The organism is Actinoallomurus sp. NPDC050550, from assembly GCF_040655075.1.
Lineage (GTDB): Bacteria > Actinomycetota > Actinomycetes > Streptosporangiales > Streptosporangiaceae > Actinoallomurus.
In genome coordinates this window covers 1-15,714 of the sequence record NZ_JBFAJC010000076.1, presented here as the reverse complement: position 1 = coordinate 15,714, position 15,714 = coordinate 1, and the positions used below count along the sequence as shown (strand labels likewise).

Here is a 15,714-nt window from a genome sequence, read left to right as displayed (position 1 = left end):
AGGCCCCACGTTTCCACGCTTGGATGCCCTGCGCTCGCGGAAAGAGTTCGGGAAAATCGAGCCTGGGGGCAGTCGCGGAATCGAACCTAGACTTCGGAAACAGCGTCGGCGTGGCATCCAGGTCGGCGTCGGCGGGATGAACAATGTCGGCTTCCATCACGGTGGTGTCGATACGCGGCTTACGTGGCTGCGACAGCCTGTAGGTGCCGGAAACTCGGCCACCGTTCGTGACCAGTGCTTCCTCGTTCGGCAGGCGGGCGGTGTCCGAGACGAGCAGGATCGATACCTGTGGCGCTATGACTGCTTATCTGATCTTCGTTCGCTTTTTCGGCCGGCTCGCCTTGCTACGCGGTCGGAGGTGTCCAAGGAAGCGGAGATCTTGGTGTTGCGGCATCAGCTGGCGGTGCTGCGCCGGCAGGTCGCACGGCCTCAGCCATCGTGGGCCGATCGGGCGGTCATCGCAGCGCTGGCACGAGTGCTGCCCCGGTCCCGGCGGTCGAAGCGGGCCAGAGCAGGCTGACGGGGCAAGCCAGACCCTCCGAGCTTCACGAAAGCAGCAGGTCAATGGCGATCTAGGCACTGTTTAGGCAAGCCGTCGGCAGAGGTTCCGCGCGGCAGAGTCGAGCGAGCCTGCTGTCTCAAATCGATGACGTTCATGTCCTTTCTTCACGGCAGGAATAGCTGCGCTGGTTGATGTTTGGAGTTCGATCACTCGCCGGAAGAAGACACAAGACCGCGAACGTGTTCGTCACCGTCAGTAGGCCAATCACAACAGCACAGTCGCCCATCACGCCGTGACGACCGCTTCGCCGTGACCGTTCCCGGGATGCACCGGGGCGACAGGAGCCGGCATCTGGGTCGCCCCGCGACATGTTGCTCACCTGCGCGGATGAAGTTTTCGGCACGCGGCGTCTCCCACACGCTCCTCCGGACACTTCCCGAGTACCTTAGGAGCCAGTAGTTTTGCAAAACTAGTTTCACATGACTATCCTGCTCGTGAGGAGGAACGTCCATGAAGCGGACTGTGAACAATCTGCTGGGGTTGGCGGTGCTGTCGTACCTGACGGAACGTCCGATGCATGCCTACGAGCTGAATCGGTTGCTGAAGGACCGCGACGCGGCCCGGACGTTCAAGCTGAGTTATGGCGCCCTGTACGGGGTGGTGCGTCAGCTCACGGCGGCCGGCATGATTCAAGCCGCCGGGACGGGTCAGACGGGAAATCTGCCCAGGCACACCGTCTACGAGCTGACCGACGACGGCCGCACTGAGATGCGTGAGTGGCTCAAGGAACTCATCAGCGAGCCGCGCTATGAGTACCCGGCGTTCGCGGCCGCGCTGTCACTGGCGGTCGTGCTGTCTCCCGCCGAGGTGCTGGAGATGCTCCGCGCGCGGTCGCGTCGCGTCAGGGCCGACATCGCAGCGGTTCGTGACCAACGCGACGCCACCCTGGCCGAAGGCCACCATCCGGTCTTCCTCATCGAGGACGACTATCGGATCAGCCTGCTGGAGGCGGAGTGCTCCTTCATTGAGGAACTCATGCACAAGATCGAAGATCCCGAGGACGGCTGGGCCGGTCCCTGGGAGGCATATCACGCCGGGAGCCAACCCGGAGCGGCAGAGGGCACACCACGCGACACTGACGGGCGGCACCAGTGAGAACTCCACGCACAGCAATCATCATCGGGGGCGGCATCGCGGGTCCGGCCACCGCAATGGCCCTGACCAAGGCCGGGATCACGGCCACGGTCCATGAGGCGCGCCCCGAAGGCGCAGACGGCAACGGCATCATGCTCACGCTGGCCACCAACGGGATCGACGCGCTACGCGCCATCGACGCCGATGGACCCGCCATCGCCGCAGGCTTCCCGACACCCGGGATCACACTGCGCACCCACACCGGGAAGCGGTTGGGCGTCAGCACCACCGGCGGGGCCCTGGCCGATGGCACCCTCAGCCACACCATCCGACGGGCCGACCTGTATGAGGCACTGCACAACCAGGCAGTCGCACGCGGAATCGACGTCGCGCGCGGCAAACGGCTGGTGAGCGCGCAGGAGAGCACCGACGGCGTACGCGCGGTGTTCCAGGACGGCACCGAAGCGCACGCCGACATTCTCATCGGCTGCGACGGCGTCCACTCCACGGTGCGGCGGCTCATCGCACCCGCAGCCCCGGTTCCGTCCTACACAGGACTGCTGACCACCGGCGGCTACGCCACGGGAGTGAAGGTTCCGGCAGCGCCCGGCAGCTACGAAATGATCTTCGGCAAGCGGGCCTTCTTCGGGTACGCCCTCGCGCCCGACGGGCAGGTCTGGTGGTTCGTGAACATCCCCCATAGCCGCGAGCCCGCTCAAGGGGAGGTGGAGACGATCAGCACCGCGCAGTGGCGGGAACGATTCGCCGAGGTTTTCGCCGAGGACACCGGACCGGCACTCGAGCTCATCGCGGCCACCCCGGATTTCGCCCCGATGACTCCCATCCACACGATCCCGCACCTGAGCCGCTGGCACACCGATCGCGTGATCGTCATCGGGGATGCGGCGCACGCACCGTCCCCCACCTCGGGGCAGGGCGCGTCTCTGTCCATCGAGGACGCCGTCGTACTGGCCACCTCGCTGCGCGACCTCGGCAGCCCGGATCAGGCGTTCACCCAGTTCGAAATGGTGCGCCGCCCCCGAGTGGAGAAGATCATCAAGGCCGCGGCCAGAATCAACAACAACAAGGCGCCCGGCGCGGCCGGCCGGCTCATCCGCGACCTGATGCTGCCGACCATCCTCAAACTCACCGCCACCGCCAAGGGCGTGCGCGAGGTCTACGAACACCACCTCGACTGGAGCACGCCCGCATCCACCACGCGGACAGTGCGGTCATGAAGACCAGCGTCACCGACACCGAAGTCCGGCTGGGATGGCGCGTGATCGACGATGCCAGCCGACGCGACTACCCGGCCACCGGCCTCGCACGCCACCCCCAAGCGGCTCCCCGGACCGCTGGCCGCGATCTGCCCTGGTGACGGCCGGGACACTGACACGGTCGCACGCAAGCGCCCTACGTCCAACTTCGGTGGCCACGCGATGACGAAGGATCCGGACCGGCCATGGAAGGTACCGGCGTGGCCGTAAGCGATGAGGAGCGCGGACGGTCACTCGGGGTACGGACCCTCCTGGATCTCCCTGAGCCCGATGGTGCCGCACGTCAGGGGTCAGGTCGATTCACCAAGAATATTTGATCTTAGTACGCCAGATGGATGGCCTCCTGTCTGGATCGCGCTCGTCATCACGATGAGAGCCGTTGCTGCGTCTGGCTGGACGGCCCTCCGTCCTCGTGACCACCGGGGGCGTCCGGCCGGCCTGTGAGCTTGCGGAAAAAATTTCTCGCCTTATGTGTCGAGCCCGTCGGCGGTCGTTCGAGGCATAGGTGAGAGGGCAGATCGAGCAGCCGATCGGCTCCGACCGAAGGGATGAACATCATGACCCCCACGACCATCACCAGCACGGGTACCGAGACCTGCACCCCCGCGCAGCGGATCACCAAGTCGCTGCTCGGCTACGGCGTCCTGGCCGGAGTCGTATTCGAGGGCTCGGTCATCATCCAGGGGCTGACCCGGCACGGGTTCCGCATCGCCCACGACGACGCGAGCCTGCTGGCCAACGGCCCACTCGGCTGGATCCAGGTCACCACATTCCTGGTGGCCGGGGCGATGACGATCGCGGCTGCGGTGGGGGCGCACCGCGCGATGGCCAGCCGGTGGGCCCCGAGACTGCTCGGAACCTACGGCGCCGGCCTGCTGGCGGCCGGGCTGCTCCGCGCGGATCCGGCGGACGGATTCGGCCCTGGTGCCCCGGCCGGCAAGGCCACGGACATCAGCTGGCACGGCTACGGGCACCTGATCTCGGCGAGCATCGGATTCACCGCGCTCATCGCGGCCTGCTTCGTCGTCGCCCGCTACTTCTCCCGCCGCGGCCACCGCGGCATGGCGATCTACTCTCGCCTCACCGGCGTCGCTTTCCTGGCCGGATTCGCCGGCGTCACTACCGGGTCAAGTTCCAGCGCCATCGTGCTCCCGTTCTATGCCGCCGTGCTGGCCGCTTTCACCTGGCTGGCGATCGTGTCCATCCGCCTTTACCACGACGTCGCCCGTATCGCTTGATATAGGACGCCGCCCGCGCCGCTTGATATGAGTTAGACAGACGAGACAGGAGAAAAGTCAGATGCGTTACATGATGCTGCTTTCCGGTACCAACCCGTCGACCCCGCCGCCCCCGGAATTGTTCGAGGCGATCATGAAGCTCGGTGGCGAGGCCACCGAGGCCGGCGTCCTGCTGGACACCGCCGGCCTGCTGCCCAGCTCGAGCGGCGCGCGAGTCTCGCTGGCGGGGGGCAACCTGGCCGTGACCGACGGTCCGTTCACCGAGTCCAAGGAACTGATCAGCTACGCCCTGTACGACGTCCGGTCCAAGGAAGAGGCCATCGAATGGGCCTCCCGCTTCGTCAAATTGCACCGGGACCTGTGGCCTGGCTGGGAAGGACAGACCGACATCCTTCAGGTGATGGGGCCAGAGAACGTTGGATGACTACGAGGCCACGCGCTCCGCGATCGAGGCGGTCTGGCGAATCGAATCGCCGCGCCTCATCGCGGGCCTGGCCCGGATCACTGGCGATGTCGGCGCGGCAGAGGAACTCGCGCAAGACGCTCTGGTGATCGCGCTGGAGCAGTGGCCCGCCCGGGGTGTCCCGGACGGGCCCGGCGGTCCCGGCGCCTGGCTGATGGCGACCGCGAAGCATCGGGCCATCGACCTGGTCCGACGCCGCGCCCGCTACGACCAGAAACTGCAGGAAGTAGGCCGCGACATGGAAACGCAAGCACTGACGTTCGGGGAACCCGATGTGGACAAGATGGACGACCACATCGGCGACGACCTGCTCCGCCTCATCTTCATCGCCTGCCACCCCGTCCTTTCCGCCGAGGCTCGCACAGCACTGACCCTCCGGCTGATCGGCGGGCTGACCACGTACGAGATCGCCCGGGCGTTCCTGGTCCCGGAGCCGACGATCGCCCAGCGTATCGTCCGGGCCAAGCGGACCCTGGCCGACAAGAAGGTCCCTTTCGAGATCCCCGCGCCCGGCGAGCTCGCGGGCCGGGTCGACTCGGTTTTGGAGATCATCTACCTGATCTTCAACGAAGGCTATTCCGCGACCTCTGGCGAAGACTGGATCCGCCCCGAGTTGTGCGCCGAGGCGCTGCGGCTCGGCCGGCTGCTGGCGGGCCTGATGCCGCGGCAGATCGAGGTGCACGGGCTGGTCGCGCTGATGGAGCTGCAGGCGTCCCGGATCGGCGCCCGCACCGGGCGGGACGGCGAGCCCATCCTGCTCGCCGACCAGGACCGGCTGCGCTGGGACCGACTGCTGATCCGGCGTGGTCTGGCGGCACTGGAGCGGGCAGAACAGCTTGACGGCCCCCCCGGCCGGTACGCGGTGCAGGCCGAGATCGCCGCCTGCCACGCCCGGGCGACGTCGGTCCAGAACACCGACTGGGAACGCATCGCGGCGCTGTACGTGGTCCTCGCGCACCTGACTCCGTCCCCGGTCGTCGAGCTGAATCGTGCCGTGGCCGTCGGCATGGCCTACGGACCGGAAGCCGGCCTGGAGATCGCCGACGACCTCGTCGGCCGGCCGGCCCTGGCCGGCTACGTCCAGCTCCCCGCCGTCCGCGGCCACCTGCTGGCCGAGCTCGGCCGCCGCGCCGAAGCCCACGCGGAGTTCACTCGCGCCGCCGCGCTGACCAGCAACGCACGCGAGCGCGCCCTTTTCCTCACCCGAGCCGCCGAATGCGAGGAACCCTGATCGCCAGAATCTGGCGCGGTGTCATCCGCGCCGAGCACGTCGAGGAATACATCGCCTACATCAAGGCGACCGGTGGCGGTGAGTACAAACGAACCCCCGGAAACCGCGGCGCCTGGACGATGTCCCGGACCGGCGGTGACCGGGCCGAGATCATCGCTCTGAGCCTCTGGGACTCCCGCGAGGCCATCGAGGGATTCGCCGGGCCCGACATCGAGAAACCCGTCCTCTACCCCGAAGACCACAAGTACCTCATCGAACCGTCCACCATCACCCACTACCAGATCGCCCCCGCCCCGGAACCGTGAGGCAAAGTTCATCGCCGCCCAGAGGAGCCGGTATGGGATCTCGCACGCGACCTCGCGCCGAGCGCTGGGGGTGTCCCAGTCGTGGTTTTACAAATGGCGGTCCCGTGGCCACTCGGCGCGGCAGCTGCGGCGGCGCCTGCTGCGGTTTCAGATCTGTGTAGAGCTTTCCGGCTCGGGCGGCATCTACGCCCTCTCTGTCAGACTGCTGTGAGACATGGGGCGGACGAATCTTTCTGCTATGAAGCAGGACGAGACGGGACGATCGGGACAGTGACGATGACCCTCGCCGACCAGGCCGCGATGACGGGGCAGGATGGTCGGGTGACCGAATAGCAGCCGGGCCGGGCCAAGCGGCGGACGTTCACCAAGGCCTACAAGGCTCGGATCCTCGCGGCGTTCGACGCGCTGCCCAAAGGCAGCCCTCAACGTTCTCGGGACGGTTGAGTTCCACACAGGGCGACCCGGTTAGGAGTAAGTGCGGTGCATAGTCACCCAAGCCCAACGGCCGGTTTGGGTGCTCCGCGGGTGCTCGTAGTGCGCCACGAGGCGCCTGGTTGTATCCCCGGCGCAGCCGGGAGGAACTCGGAGGGAGGTTCCTGGGCCCGATGGCTTACCTGGATCCGAAAGGCGAAGGGAACAATAGCATGCGAGGAAAGCAGCGGTCATGTTCAGGCGTATGAAAATGAGGTGCTGCGGGGCCCGCGTGATATGGCGAATAGCTGGATTGCCTGATAGCCGAATCTCCAGAAGATGAAAAACCCGCATCCGCCGGAAAGACGCATGAAACCGGTGCCACGTCCTGTGTCGACATCATGCGAGGATCGACGCAACCTCCGGGACGTGGAGCGATGCCCAGTGAGGGCATTCAAGGAGATGAGTCGGCCACCTAAGTCACGCTCGATACGTACAACCAGGACGAACGTGGGATCGCCTAAGGGGCGCGAGTCCTATGGCGACGGAGGCTTCGTAGTAGTCGTGGGAGTAACGCCCCACCAAGGAGGGCGGGAAAGCCGCCCGCAGGGCAAAGGAAGCCAGATGATCGGACACCGCAAGGCCAGGAGGTACGCGTGATGCGGAACGCCGAATCGGTCTTGGGTGTCCTGCGTGACCGCGGGAGGCGTGGCCTGCCGTTGGAGCGACTGTATCGACAACTGTTCAACCCGCACTTGTATCTGCTGGCCTACGGGCGTCTGTACTCCAACCATGGGGCCACGACACCCGGGGCGACAGGAGAAACCGTTGACGGCATGTCACTGGGTAAGATCGGGCGCATCATCGATGCACTGCGCCACGAACGCTACCGATTCCAGCCGGTAAAACGCGTCTACATACCGAAAAAGACCGGGGAACCAAGGCCGCTCGGCCTGCCGTCCTGGTCGGACAAACTCGTCGGTGAAGTGATCCGCCTGATTCTTGAGGCGTACTACGAACCACAGTTCTCCGGCCGCTCACACGGTTTCCGTCCCCGCCGGGGCTGCCACACCGCACTCACCGAGGTAGCCCACAACCGGACAGGGACGACCTGGTTCATCGAAGGAGACATCTCCGACTGCTTCGGATCGCTCGATCACGAAATCCTGCTATCCGTGCTGGCGGAGAAAATCCACGACAACCGATTCCTGCGGTTGCTGCGTAACATGCTGCAAGCCGGATACCTAGAGGATCGGGAATGGAACGCCACGCTGTCTGGAGCACCGCAAGGCGGAACCACATCCCCGATCCTGTCCAATATCTATCTGGACCGGCTGGACAAATACGTCGGAAACGTCCTCATCCCTGAATACACCCGAGGCGGACGACGGGCCCCCAACCCCGCCTTCCGCAAGGTGCAATACGCGATCACCCGTGCCCGCGACCGCGCCGACCGCGACGCGGTGCGGCAGCTGCGCCAGCAGCTGCGTCAGCTCCCCAGCAAGGATCCTCAAGATCCCACGACACCATCCACTCCCGGCAACCAACCACGATACCCACGCAGTAGTCATCGGAGAGCCGGATGATCGGAAACGATCACGTCCGGTTCGGGCCGGAGGCCGTTGGAAAAGGACCCACAGGCACCTCGCCAACGGCCTACCGGAACTGCCGCGAAACAGGCCGTCACGTGGCAGCACGATCCGGCATCGGAAGCGGTGGAGTCGCGGACGAACCAGCATTAACTGACACTGAGAGCACCGATCTGACACGAGAGCAGCGGACTCTTAATCCGCGGGTTCGGGGTTCAAGTCCCTGACGGCGCACCCGTCGTGACCTGGGCGTTCTCGGTTCCGCCGAGAACGCCTAGTGTCTGTTTTGGGACAGTTTGGCGACCATGGCTGCTCCGTGGTTGCTCGCATGCCTGATCTTGGTACATCCGCCCGGCACCGCCGGAACGCTGCGCGCCACCTTTGGGGTGCGAGAACCCGGTTCCGGGGCTTTGACCTGTGGTTCCTTCCGTTGAGCTATGCAGCGTTCCGGTACTCGCTGATCAGGCCGTCAACGGCCCGGCGTCGCTTCAGCCGGACATGACCGACGCCGACAGGAGCCGCTGGTAGCGGTTGGGGCGGGCGCTGGTCTCGTGCTCGGTGCGGGCGGTGGGTGTTGTAGTGACGCGCCAAAGCACCACGACATCGCGCTCGTCGATGAGCCGGCGCCCTGGTCGCCAAACGCCGCATCACCGAGAGCGTCGAGGGCTTCAGCGAGCTGCTGACGAGCCGCTCCCCGCGTGCCGTCTGTGCTTGTGAGGTGCCGCGAACGGGAATCAGGTCGTCGCTATGCCATACGGGCTGTTGCCGACGTTGACGGTGGCGGTGACTTTCAGAGAGCCCGGGTCGATAACGGTGAGAGTGCTCGCTGCCTGGTCGGCGACGTAGATCGCGGTACGGGTGACCGCGATGCGGAACGGGTCGGTTCCCGGGGGCCCCACGTTGACCGAGCGTGAGACGTGGTGGGTGCGGGTGTTGATCTCGGAAACGTTGCCGGGGCCGAGGACGGCGGCGTACACCGCCCGTCCGTCCGGTGCGAGTGTCACATCGAACGGGCCCTGTCCAGTCGGCACGATTGCCGCAATCTTGCCAGTACTGGGTGAAACGACCGAGACACTCGCGTTCACCTCGTTGGCGACATAGGCCGAGCCTCCGTCCGGAGCGACCGCGACGGCCACCGGGTAGCGACCCGCGGGCAAGGTGCGGACGACCCGGTTGGTGCGGGGGTCGATGACTGACAGGTTCGCCGATCCTTGGTTGGCGACGTAAACGGCGGTGCCGTCGTGGCTGACGGCCAGGTCCACCGGTGAGACGCCGACCGGGATGGTCGCTGTCACCCGGTTAGCCTGGGTGTCGATCACCGACACGTCGTCCGAGCCGCCGTCGGCCACATAGAGCTGCCGGCCGTCCGGGCTCAGCGCGACGCCCGTGGGGTCCTTGCCGACGGGAACGGTATCGGTGATCTTGTTGTTCGCGGTGCTGAGAACCGACACCCGGGCTGATCCGTTGTCGGCGATGTAGAGGTGGCCGTGGTCTGCGCTGATCGCGACGCCTTCGGGCGCGGTGCCGGCCGGCACGGTGGCGGTGACCTTGTTCGTCCGGGCGTCGATCACCGACAGCGTGTCGTCGAGTTGGTTGGTGACGTATATGCGCCCGTCGGCTGGCGTCGGGGCGGCCTCCATGACGGGTGCCGGGGCCGCTACGGCGCGGATGTCGGACACGGGGCGTACGGACTGGTGCGTGGTGCACACGGCGAGCAGGCCGGACGCCAGCAGCGCTCCGGTACCGGCGCCCAGTACCGGCCGGAACGCTTTCCTGTGATGATGATGCATCGTGGCTCCGGTACGGGGTGACGTCAGGTCAACATCCCGCGGGCGTAATAGTCCTGGCGATCGCGTACGCCGGGCAGGACGAAGAAGTAGCCGCCGCCTCGCGGAGTGATGTAGGGCACGAGCAGTTCGTCTTCCAGCCGGGTCTGCATGGCGATGTAGGTATCGAGATGGCGTTGGAAGCAGCAGAACGCGTGTCCGACGTCGGGGGCCCCACCGGTATCGGGGCTGTGCTGGTATTCGTAGCTGCGGCGCAGGATGGTGCTGGTGGACGCGGTCTGGGGGGTCTGGGGGTTGGCGAGCCGGATGTGGGAGTTCAGCGGGGTGATCAGCCCTTCCGGGTCGTTGGTATAGATGGGGTCGAGGGTGTCCGGGGCGTTCGGGTTCAAGGCGTACATCGGCGCTCCGCTGACCTTGCGGCGGCCGAAGATCCGCTCCTGCTGGGCGAGCGGGACCCCCCGCCACTTCTCAACATCGAAATGGACGATGCGCACGGCCTGATAGGTGCCACCCGCCGCCCAGGCGGGTTCTTCCGTGTGCGGCTGCACCCACACCCACTGGTTCATCTGATCGGGGCTCGTGGGGTCGGGACTGGCAATGCCATCTTTGAAACCGAAGAAGTCCCGCGAGATGCCGACCGGGCGCGGCGGGCTATGCATGCCGTTGATACTCCAGCGCGGCCGCATGGCGCCCTTGGTGTGGAAGATGATTTCCAGCAGCGCGTGGATCGCTGTGTCGCGGCTCCCGGCGCACAGCTGGAGCAGCAGGTCGCCGTTGGACAGCGCGGAATTGAGATCGTCGTGGCGGAAGGGTGTCATGGTGACCAGTTGGACGGGCTTGCGCGCGGCCAGGCCGTAGCGGCCGTCGAACAGGCTGGCGCCGACACCGACGGTGATAGTGAGAGCGTCGGCGGGAATGTGTGGGCCCATGACGCCGTCGTCCGGCTGCGGTGAGCCCGGCGGCGCGGTCGGCGCCTTTCCGCCCGCGGTGAGGAAGGCGGCCTGCGCGGTCAGCGTGCGGAACAGGTCGGTGAGTTCGTTGCGGTCGGCAGCGATCACGTCGAACGCGGCGAAGTTCCCGGCCGCCTGCCGAGCGTTCGGAGTCGGGTTGATGATGCCCGCCTGATGCTCACCGTAGAACGGGACAGCGCCGTCATTGCCTGGCTCTCCGGCATACGCCGGTGCACTCTTCTTCGTTCCGCCGGGGGGCGAGGGGCTGCTCCCGGCCGCGGTCGCAGCAATACCCGTAGCGGCCATCCCCTGTAGGAAGAAACGCCGCCCGAAACCCCCCGGGCAGCCTCCGCCGCCCCAGCTGTCCTCCGGCGCCAGCGGCCTCTCCCCCGCCATACCTGCACCCCCGAAAGACTCCCCGAAACCGCTCTGGCGGTAATTAAATGCTTCCTCCGGCGTTGTTTGGCGTCAACCTCCCGATAGGAGATCTTCTTCATCGACGCGCACAAGGCGGATACAGTCACGAGACGATGGGCATCAAATCGGCTGGTGCCTGCCAGGGCCTCATGAGGCCGGGCCGGATTGATGGGTGCGAGGCGCGCCTCCCCGCTACGGCCCGGGCAGGGCGGCGAGAGCATCCGTGCCATGTGCTGCACGAGGCCGCGCGCCCCGTAGAGGAAGGGTCACGTCCACGCGAGCCGCCGGATCTCCTTGTCGGATCCGCGGACTGATGGCCGAGGAGCCGATGGTGTCCCTGCATCCGGTTGATGATCAGACGATCTGCGAAAAGACCGCCCACGTCTGCAGGGCGGCGTTCCCGAAGGGCAGCCTGCCCGTCCGGCTGCGGGATGAGCTGGGGCCGTTGTTCGAGGATGCCCAGTTCATCGGCGTGTTCTCCCGGCGTGGTCGCTCCGCCTTGTCGCCAGGGCGGTTGGCGTTGGTCAGCGTGCTGCAGTTCGTGGAGGGCCTGTCTGACCGGCAGGCCGCGGATGCGGTGCGGGGCCGGGTCGACTGGAAATACGCATTGGGGCTGGACCTGACCGATGCGGGCTTTGACTTCTCGGCGTTAAGCGAGTTCCGGGCCTGGCTGGTCCAAGCCGACGCTGACCGCCTGCTGGATCTGATGCCGCAGCGGCTACGGGAGGTGGGGCTGGTCAAGGCCGGTGGCCGCCAGCGCACCGACCCCACCCATGTGCTCGCGGCGATCCGCACGGTCAACCGGCTGGAGTTGGTGGGGGAGACGATGCGGGCCGCACTCGGTGCCCTGGCCGCAGCCGCCCCCGACTGGCCGGCCCCGCTGATCGAGCAACAGTAGGCCGAGCGATACGGACATCGGGTCGAGGAGTACCAACTACCCAAGGACGACACGAACGGCTCGCCTACGCGCAGACGATCGGCACCGACGGCACCCGACTGCTCGTCGGCGCTGACGGCCGAGGCGATCCCGAAGCGGCGGAAACAGCCTGACCGGCACTCACCGGGCCTCCTCGTCAACACCAAACGATGCCGCAGGCTTCGCTTCACGCTACGGACCGCACCGTCGTTCCCTCTCAAAAGGACCTATGACGCTGGGCTTCGACCCGCCCGTTTCCCGACGGGACCGCCGGCCTGCTACCGGGCCTCCTGGCGGACCGGAATCACACCGGCAAGCGACGACGAGCTTACGAACAACAAGATCAGCCGCTCACGCGGCATCACCTTCCCTTCGGCTGGGGCAAAACCCAAGCCCGGGACACGAAACTGAGTTTCCGAATGGGACAACCTGTGCCGTAGTCACCTGGCGACGTGATGCAGTGCGAGAGGCCAACGACGGTCGGGGCAGACGTCGATAAAGTTGCTGGTCAGGTGCGGTTCGGCGCCGTCCCCGCCGGGTAGCCGGACCTTGTCGGTCTTTCCCGCCTCGCTACCTTGCCTGCTTTCGCCGGTCGGCGACGAACGCCGGGGGACGGCATCGGGGTCTGCGGACGACGCGCGGCCGGACGGTCGAGATTCAGGAGTCGGCGATGAAGATCGGGATAGGCCTGCCGAATCAGGTACGGAACGTTCGTCCCACTGTCATCCCCGAATGGGCCGCACAGGCGGAGAAGGCCGGGTTCTCCACGCTGGGGACGGTCGGCCGCATCGCCTATCCGGGGTTGATGGATACCGTCGCACTCGCCGCCGCGGCCGGCGCTACGAGCACCATCAAACTGATCACCAACATCCTGATCGCGCCGGTGTGGCCCCCGGCACTCCTCGCGAAAGAGATCGCAGGCATCGACGGAATCTCGGGCGGGCGCCTCACGCTGGGCATCGGCACCGGCGGGCGTCCGGACGACTTCGTGGTCAAGGACCTCGGGCCGCAGGGACGGGGCAAGAGACTCGACCACAACCTGGCGATCTATCACGCCATCTGGACGGGAGAGCCGGTCGGCGGAACCAACCCCGCGGTGCCCGCAGGCACCCGGGAAGTACCGATTCTCTTCGGTGGTTTCTCCGATCCTGCCTTCGAGCGGATGGCCCGCTGGGGCCAGGGGTACATCGGCGGGTCCATGCCGGCGGCGACGGTCACCGACGCGTTCGCCAAGGCCCGGGCGGCGTGGGCCGGCGCGGGACGGGAGGATTCACCTCGGCTGGTCGCAATCGCCTATTATGCGTTCGGGGACATCGACGCTGGCCGTGCCAACGTCCACCACTACTACAGCGCGCACGGTGCGGAGGTCGCCGACTTCACCGCGTCCGGGGTCAACGGCGGACCCGATGCGGTGCGGTCCGCCGTCCAGGAATTCGCTGCGATCGGCGCCGATGAGCTGATCTTCAACCCGGCACTGGACGACCCCGACGAGATCCTGCGGCTCGCCGACGCCGTCCTCTAGAAGCTCACTGGCCGACGCCGCCGCTTGACGTACGTGGACCGACTCACCGCGCGGGGGCGGCCTGCCCGGATAGCACGAGATCACCGAAGCGAACCGGGTGGACCCGTGTAGTGCTTCAAAACTCGTCGCACAGGCGCTGAGCTGGGTTTCTCCTGAGTGGTTATGCGGCCCTGTGGTACTCGTTGATCAGCCCGCCGAGCACCTTACGGCGGCGGATCCCGCCCTCCATCGGTATGACGGTCCGCTCCCGATGAGCACGCAGCCTCGTCGGCAGCCACCCAGCCAGCGCGGCCAGCACCGCCCGGTCAGCCCAGTCCGGTTTCGGCCGAGACCGTCAAACCGCAGCTCAGCCACTATGCGACGAGTATTGAAGCAGTACAAGGTCAAACCGAAGCTACTGGCTGGTACCGCTAATGGCTGTCCCTGGGTTCCTGGCCACCCGGGCCGGGCGGCCCCGGTTACCTGCCCGGCCCGCGACCGCCCGGCCCGCGACCGCCCGGCCCGCCCCGGCCCGTCCCGCTGCTGCTGATCGGCGGTGCTGGCGCTGCCCTGATACTCCTCGCCGTCGTGCTGGTGACCGCGCTGGTCTGGCCCGGCTGGCTTGTCCGCAACCCGGGCCCGGGAAAGGACAGCGCGATCTCGACCGCGACCACGCTCGCGGACGGGATCCAATCCCGGGACGCCGTCACCCTGCACGCCGTCACCTGTCCGGACGCTGATCCGTACGTGACGGACTTCGAACAGCGAGTCTTGCACCAGTACTACCTCGCCAACGTCGAGGGCACGCCAACGGCCAACGGCACGAAGGCCCAGGCGAAACTGTCCTTGGAGAACGATGGACAGACCAGCACCTGGATCGTTGAACTCGCCCCCCGCAGCGCCCGCGCATGGTGCGTCGCGGACGTTCACATGTGATGTGCCGCCAGCGTCGTAGTGACCAACTCGTCCAGCCTTCTGCGGCGTGACTCGTCGACCAGACATGTCCGGAAGCCGCTGGCACCGAACCAGCCCGAGAGTATCGGTGCCGCTCCCTACCGTGACGCGTGGCCAGACGACGGGCGCAGCGCACTGGAGACCATCGCCTATCGCAGAGCGTGCCGAGACGTCACTCCATCTCTGTTTCATAGGCGGTCTATGAAACACCTGTGCTGAGCTCGCGGGACGTGCATTGGCACCGATGGTTGCAGATGAGAGCGGCCTGGCCGGCCTCGTGCATGGCGAGCAGCTCGCGCAGCGTCGGAACCGACTCACCGCGGTTTAAGCCGTAAAGCAGTTTGCAAACCTCTGCCAGATGATCGATGGCCGTGCGGACGGCCTGGCGCTGGTCGACGTCGAGGTCACGCTCGTCCAGGCCGACGGTCAGGCTGTTGATCGTGATGCCCATTGCGCCGGCGGCCTCAGCTTGACTCTGTCGGGGATCTTGAAGGTCTCGTCAGCTGGTGGCGGTCCGCCAGGACTTCGGGCGGGGGATTCCGCGCTGGTCAAGGAAGTCCTGGAAGGCGGTGGGCGGCCGGGACTCGCCCAGCATCTGCGGGGCGGTCCTGGCGAGCTCCTCCAACGCCGCTCGAACCGCCTCGGTGATCAAATCCAGCCGGGTCAGGTCGCGGACCGCGGCCCGGACATGGGTCGAATCGGTGCGCTGCGTGGTGCGCTCACGCACGAGCCCTGCGTCCTTGAGACGAGCCAGCGCGAGATCGAGCAGCCGGTCGGCACGATCGCCCTGGGCGAGACGGTCGCGGAAGTCGGCCAGCACGCACTCGGCCGCCGCCGGACCGCCTACTTGCCTTACGTGGCTGCACAACCTCTACGCGGCTGACTAGCGAGGACGAGCGACTACCCCAGATAACGGTGGCACCATCGGCGATTGCTCCGGGACCCTGGAACCAGAGCGCATGGACTCCGCGTCGCATCCGGCGAGGAGGTTCCATGCGACATTGGAAGGCATTCACCGCCGTCATCGTCTCGGCACTGG

14 protein-coding genes and 1 pseudogene are annotated in these 15,714 nt (G+C 66.6%); 11 read left to right on the top strand and 4 right to left on the bottom strand.

Translation table 11 applies throughout. The features are described 5' to 3' along the window. The first annotated feature begins 1,012 nt into the window (after positions 1-1,012). From AB0I04_RS50060 to AB0I04_RS50025, 8 genes are all read left to right on the top strand, one after another. Positions 1,013-1,657, top strand: a complete 645-nt coding sequence (locus AB0I04_RS50060; protein WP_360902239.1) for a PadR family transcriptional regulator — start codon at positions 1,013-1,015, stop codon at positions 1,655-1,657. Then, complete coding sequence (locus AB0I04_RS50055; protein ID WP_360902236.1) at positions 1,654-2,874, top strand: NAD(P)/FAD-dependent oxidoreductase; 1,221 nt, start codon at positions 1,654-1,656, stop codon at positions 2,872-2,874. Before AB0I04_RS50060 ends, AB0I04_RS50055 begins: the two co-directional genes overlap by 4 nt. Beyond that, a complete protein-coding gene (locus AB0I04_RS50050; protein ID WP_360902233.1) occupies positions 2,871-3,014 on the top strand; it encodes a hypothetical protein in 144 nt (47 codons plus the stop codon). The genes AB0I04_RS50055 and AB0I04_RS50050 overlap by 4 nt, the downstream gene beginning before the upstream one ends. 456 nt (positions 3,015-3,470) lie before the next feature. Further along, the gene (locus AB0I04_RS50045) at positions 3,471-4,151 is read left to right on the top strand and encodes a DUF998 domain-containing protein (protein ID WP_360902230.1); all 681 of its coding nucleotides are present in this window, start codon (positions 3,471-3,473) and stop codon (positions 4,149-4,151) included. Between the two features lie 61 nt (positions 4,152-4,212). Beyond that, a complete protein-coding gene (locus AB0I04_RS50040) occupies positions 4,213-4,575 on the top strand; it encodes a YciI family protein (protein WP_360902227.1) in 363 nt (120 codons plus the stop codon). Further along, a complete protein-coding gene (locus AB0I04_RS50035) occupies positions 4,568-5,845 on the top strand; it encodes an RNA polymerase sigma factor (RefSeq protein WP_360902224.1) in 1,278 nt (425 codons plus the stop codon). The genes AB0I04_RS50040 and AB0I04_RS50035 overlap by 8 nt, the downstream gene beginning before the upstream one ends. Then, a complete protein-coding gene (locus AB0I04_RS50030) occupies positions 5,830-6,150 on the top strand; it encodes a hypothetical protein (protein WP_360902221.1) in 321 nt (106 codons plus the stop codon). The genes AB0I04_RS50035 and AB0I04_RS50030 overlap by 16 nt, the downstream gene beginning before the upstream one ends. A gap of 1,070 nt (positions 6,151-7,220) precedes the next feature. Continuing rightward, on the top strand, positions 7,221-8,147 hold the full coding sequence (locus AB0I04_RS50025; protein WP_360902316.1) for a reverse transcriptase/maturase family protein: 927 nt from the start codon (positions 7,221-7,223) through the stop codon (positions 8,145-8,147). Positions 8,148-8,884: 737 nt separating this feature from the next. On the opposite strand, the gene AB0I04_RS50020 is transcribed toward AB0I04_RS50025, so the two are convergent. Together AB0I04_RS50020 and AB0I04_RS50015 are read right to left on the bottom strand one after the other, a co-directional pair. Continuing rightward, positions 8,885-9,940, bottom strand: coding sequence for a beta-propeller fold lactonase family protein (locus AB0I04_RS50020; protein WP_360902218.1), 1,056 nt, complete (start codon positions 9,938-9,940; stop codon positions 8,885-8,887). A 23-nt stretch (positions 9,941-9,963) separates the two neighbouring features. After that, positions 9,964-11,193 (bottom strand): Dyp-type peroxidase, encoded by a 1,230-nt coding sequence (locus tag AB0I04_RS50015; protein ID WP_360902215.1) that lies wholly within the window; start codon positions 11,191-11,193, stop codon positions 9,964-9,966. A gap of 439 nt (positions 11,194-11,632) precedes the next feature. On the opposite strand from AB0I04_RS50015, the pseudogene AB0I04_RS50010 reads away from it, so the two are divergent. The 3 genes and pseudogenes from AB0I04_RS50010 to AB0I04_RS50000 form a co-directional block, all read left to right on the top strand. Beyond that, positions 11,633-12,181: pseudogene (locus AB0I04_RS50010) on the top strand (transposase); the annotation flags it as partial. A 709-nt stretch (positions 12,182-12,890) separates the two neighbouring features. After that, complete coding sequence (locus AB0I04_RS50005) at positions 12,891-13,742, top strand: LLM class flavin-dependent oxidoreductase (RefSeq protein WP_360902212.1); 852 nt, start codon at positions 12,891-12,893, stop codon at positions 13,740-13,742. A 567-nt stretch (positions 13,743-14,309) separates the two neighbouring features. Beyond that, positions 14,310-14,657 (top strand): hypothetical protein, encoded by a 348-nt coding sequence (locus AB0I04_RS50000; protein WP_360902209.1) that lies wholly within the window; start codon positions 14,310-14,312, stop codon positions 14,655-14,657. Positions 14,658-14,874: 217 nt separating this feature from the next. On the opposite strand, the gene AB0I04_RS49995 is transcribed toward AB0I04_RS50000, so the two are convergent. Together AB0I04_RS49995 and AB0I04_RS49990 are read right to left on the bottom strand one after the other, a co-directional pair. Continuing rightward, positions 14,875-15,126, bottom strand: coding sequence for a hypothetical protein (locus tag AB0I04_RS49995; RefSeq protein ID WP_360902206.1), 252 nt, complete (start codon positions 15,124-15,126; stop codon positions 14,875-14,877). Between the two features lie 48 nt (positions 15,127-15,174). Then, entirely contained in the window at positions 15,175-15,495 is a 321-nt protein-coding gene (locus tag AB0I04_RS49990; protein WP_360902203.1) for a hypothetical protein, read from the bottom strand. Between the last annotated feature and the right edge of the window lie 219 nt (positions 15,496-15,714).

Bases quoted from the DNA above. Each gene is read 5' to 3' on its own strand.
- AB0I04_RS50060 (WP_360902239.1), top strand. From the start codon at position 1,013: ATGAAGCGGACTGTGAACAATCTGCTGGGGTTGGCGGTGCTGTCGTAC.
- AB0I04_RS50050 (WP_360902233.1), top strand. From the start codon at position 2,871: ATGAAGACCAGCGTCACCGACACCGAAGTCCGGCTGGGATGGCGCGTG.
- AB0I04_RS50045 (WP_360902230.1), top strand. From the start codon at position 3,471: ATGACCCCCACGACCATCACCAGCACGGGTACCGAGACCTGCACCCCC.
- AB0I04_RS50040 (WP_360902227.1), top strand. From the start codon at position 4,213: ATGCGTTACATGATGCTGCTTTCCGGTACCAACCCGTCGACCCCGCCG.
- AB0I04_RS50030 (WP_360902221.1), top strand. From the start codon at position 5,830: ATGCGAGGAACCCTGATCGCCAGAATCTGGCGCGGTGTCATCCGCGCC.
- AB0I04_RS50025 (WP_360902316.1), top strand. From the start codon at position 7,221: ATGCGGAACGCCGAATCGGTCTTGGGTGTCCTGCGTGACCGCGGGAGG.
- AB0I04_RS50020 (WP_360902218.1), bottom strand. From the start codon at position 9,940: ATGCATCATCATCACAGGAAAGCGTTCCGGCCGGTACTGGGCGCCGGT.
- AB0I04_RS50015 (WP_360902215.1), bottom strand. From the start codon at position 11,193: ATGGCCGCTACGGGTATTGCTGCGACCGCGGCCGGGAGCAGCCCCTCG.
- AB0I04_RS50005 (WP_360902212.1), top strand. From the start codon at position 12,891: ATGAAGATCGGGATAGGCCTGCCGAATCAGGTACGGAACGTTCGTCCC.
- AB0I04_RS49995 (WP_360902206.1), bottom strand. From the start codon at position 15,126: ATGGGCATCACGATCAACAGCCTGACCGTCGGCCTGGACGAGCGTGAC.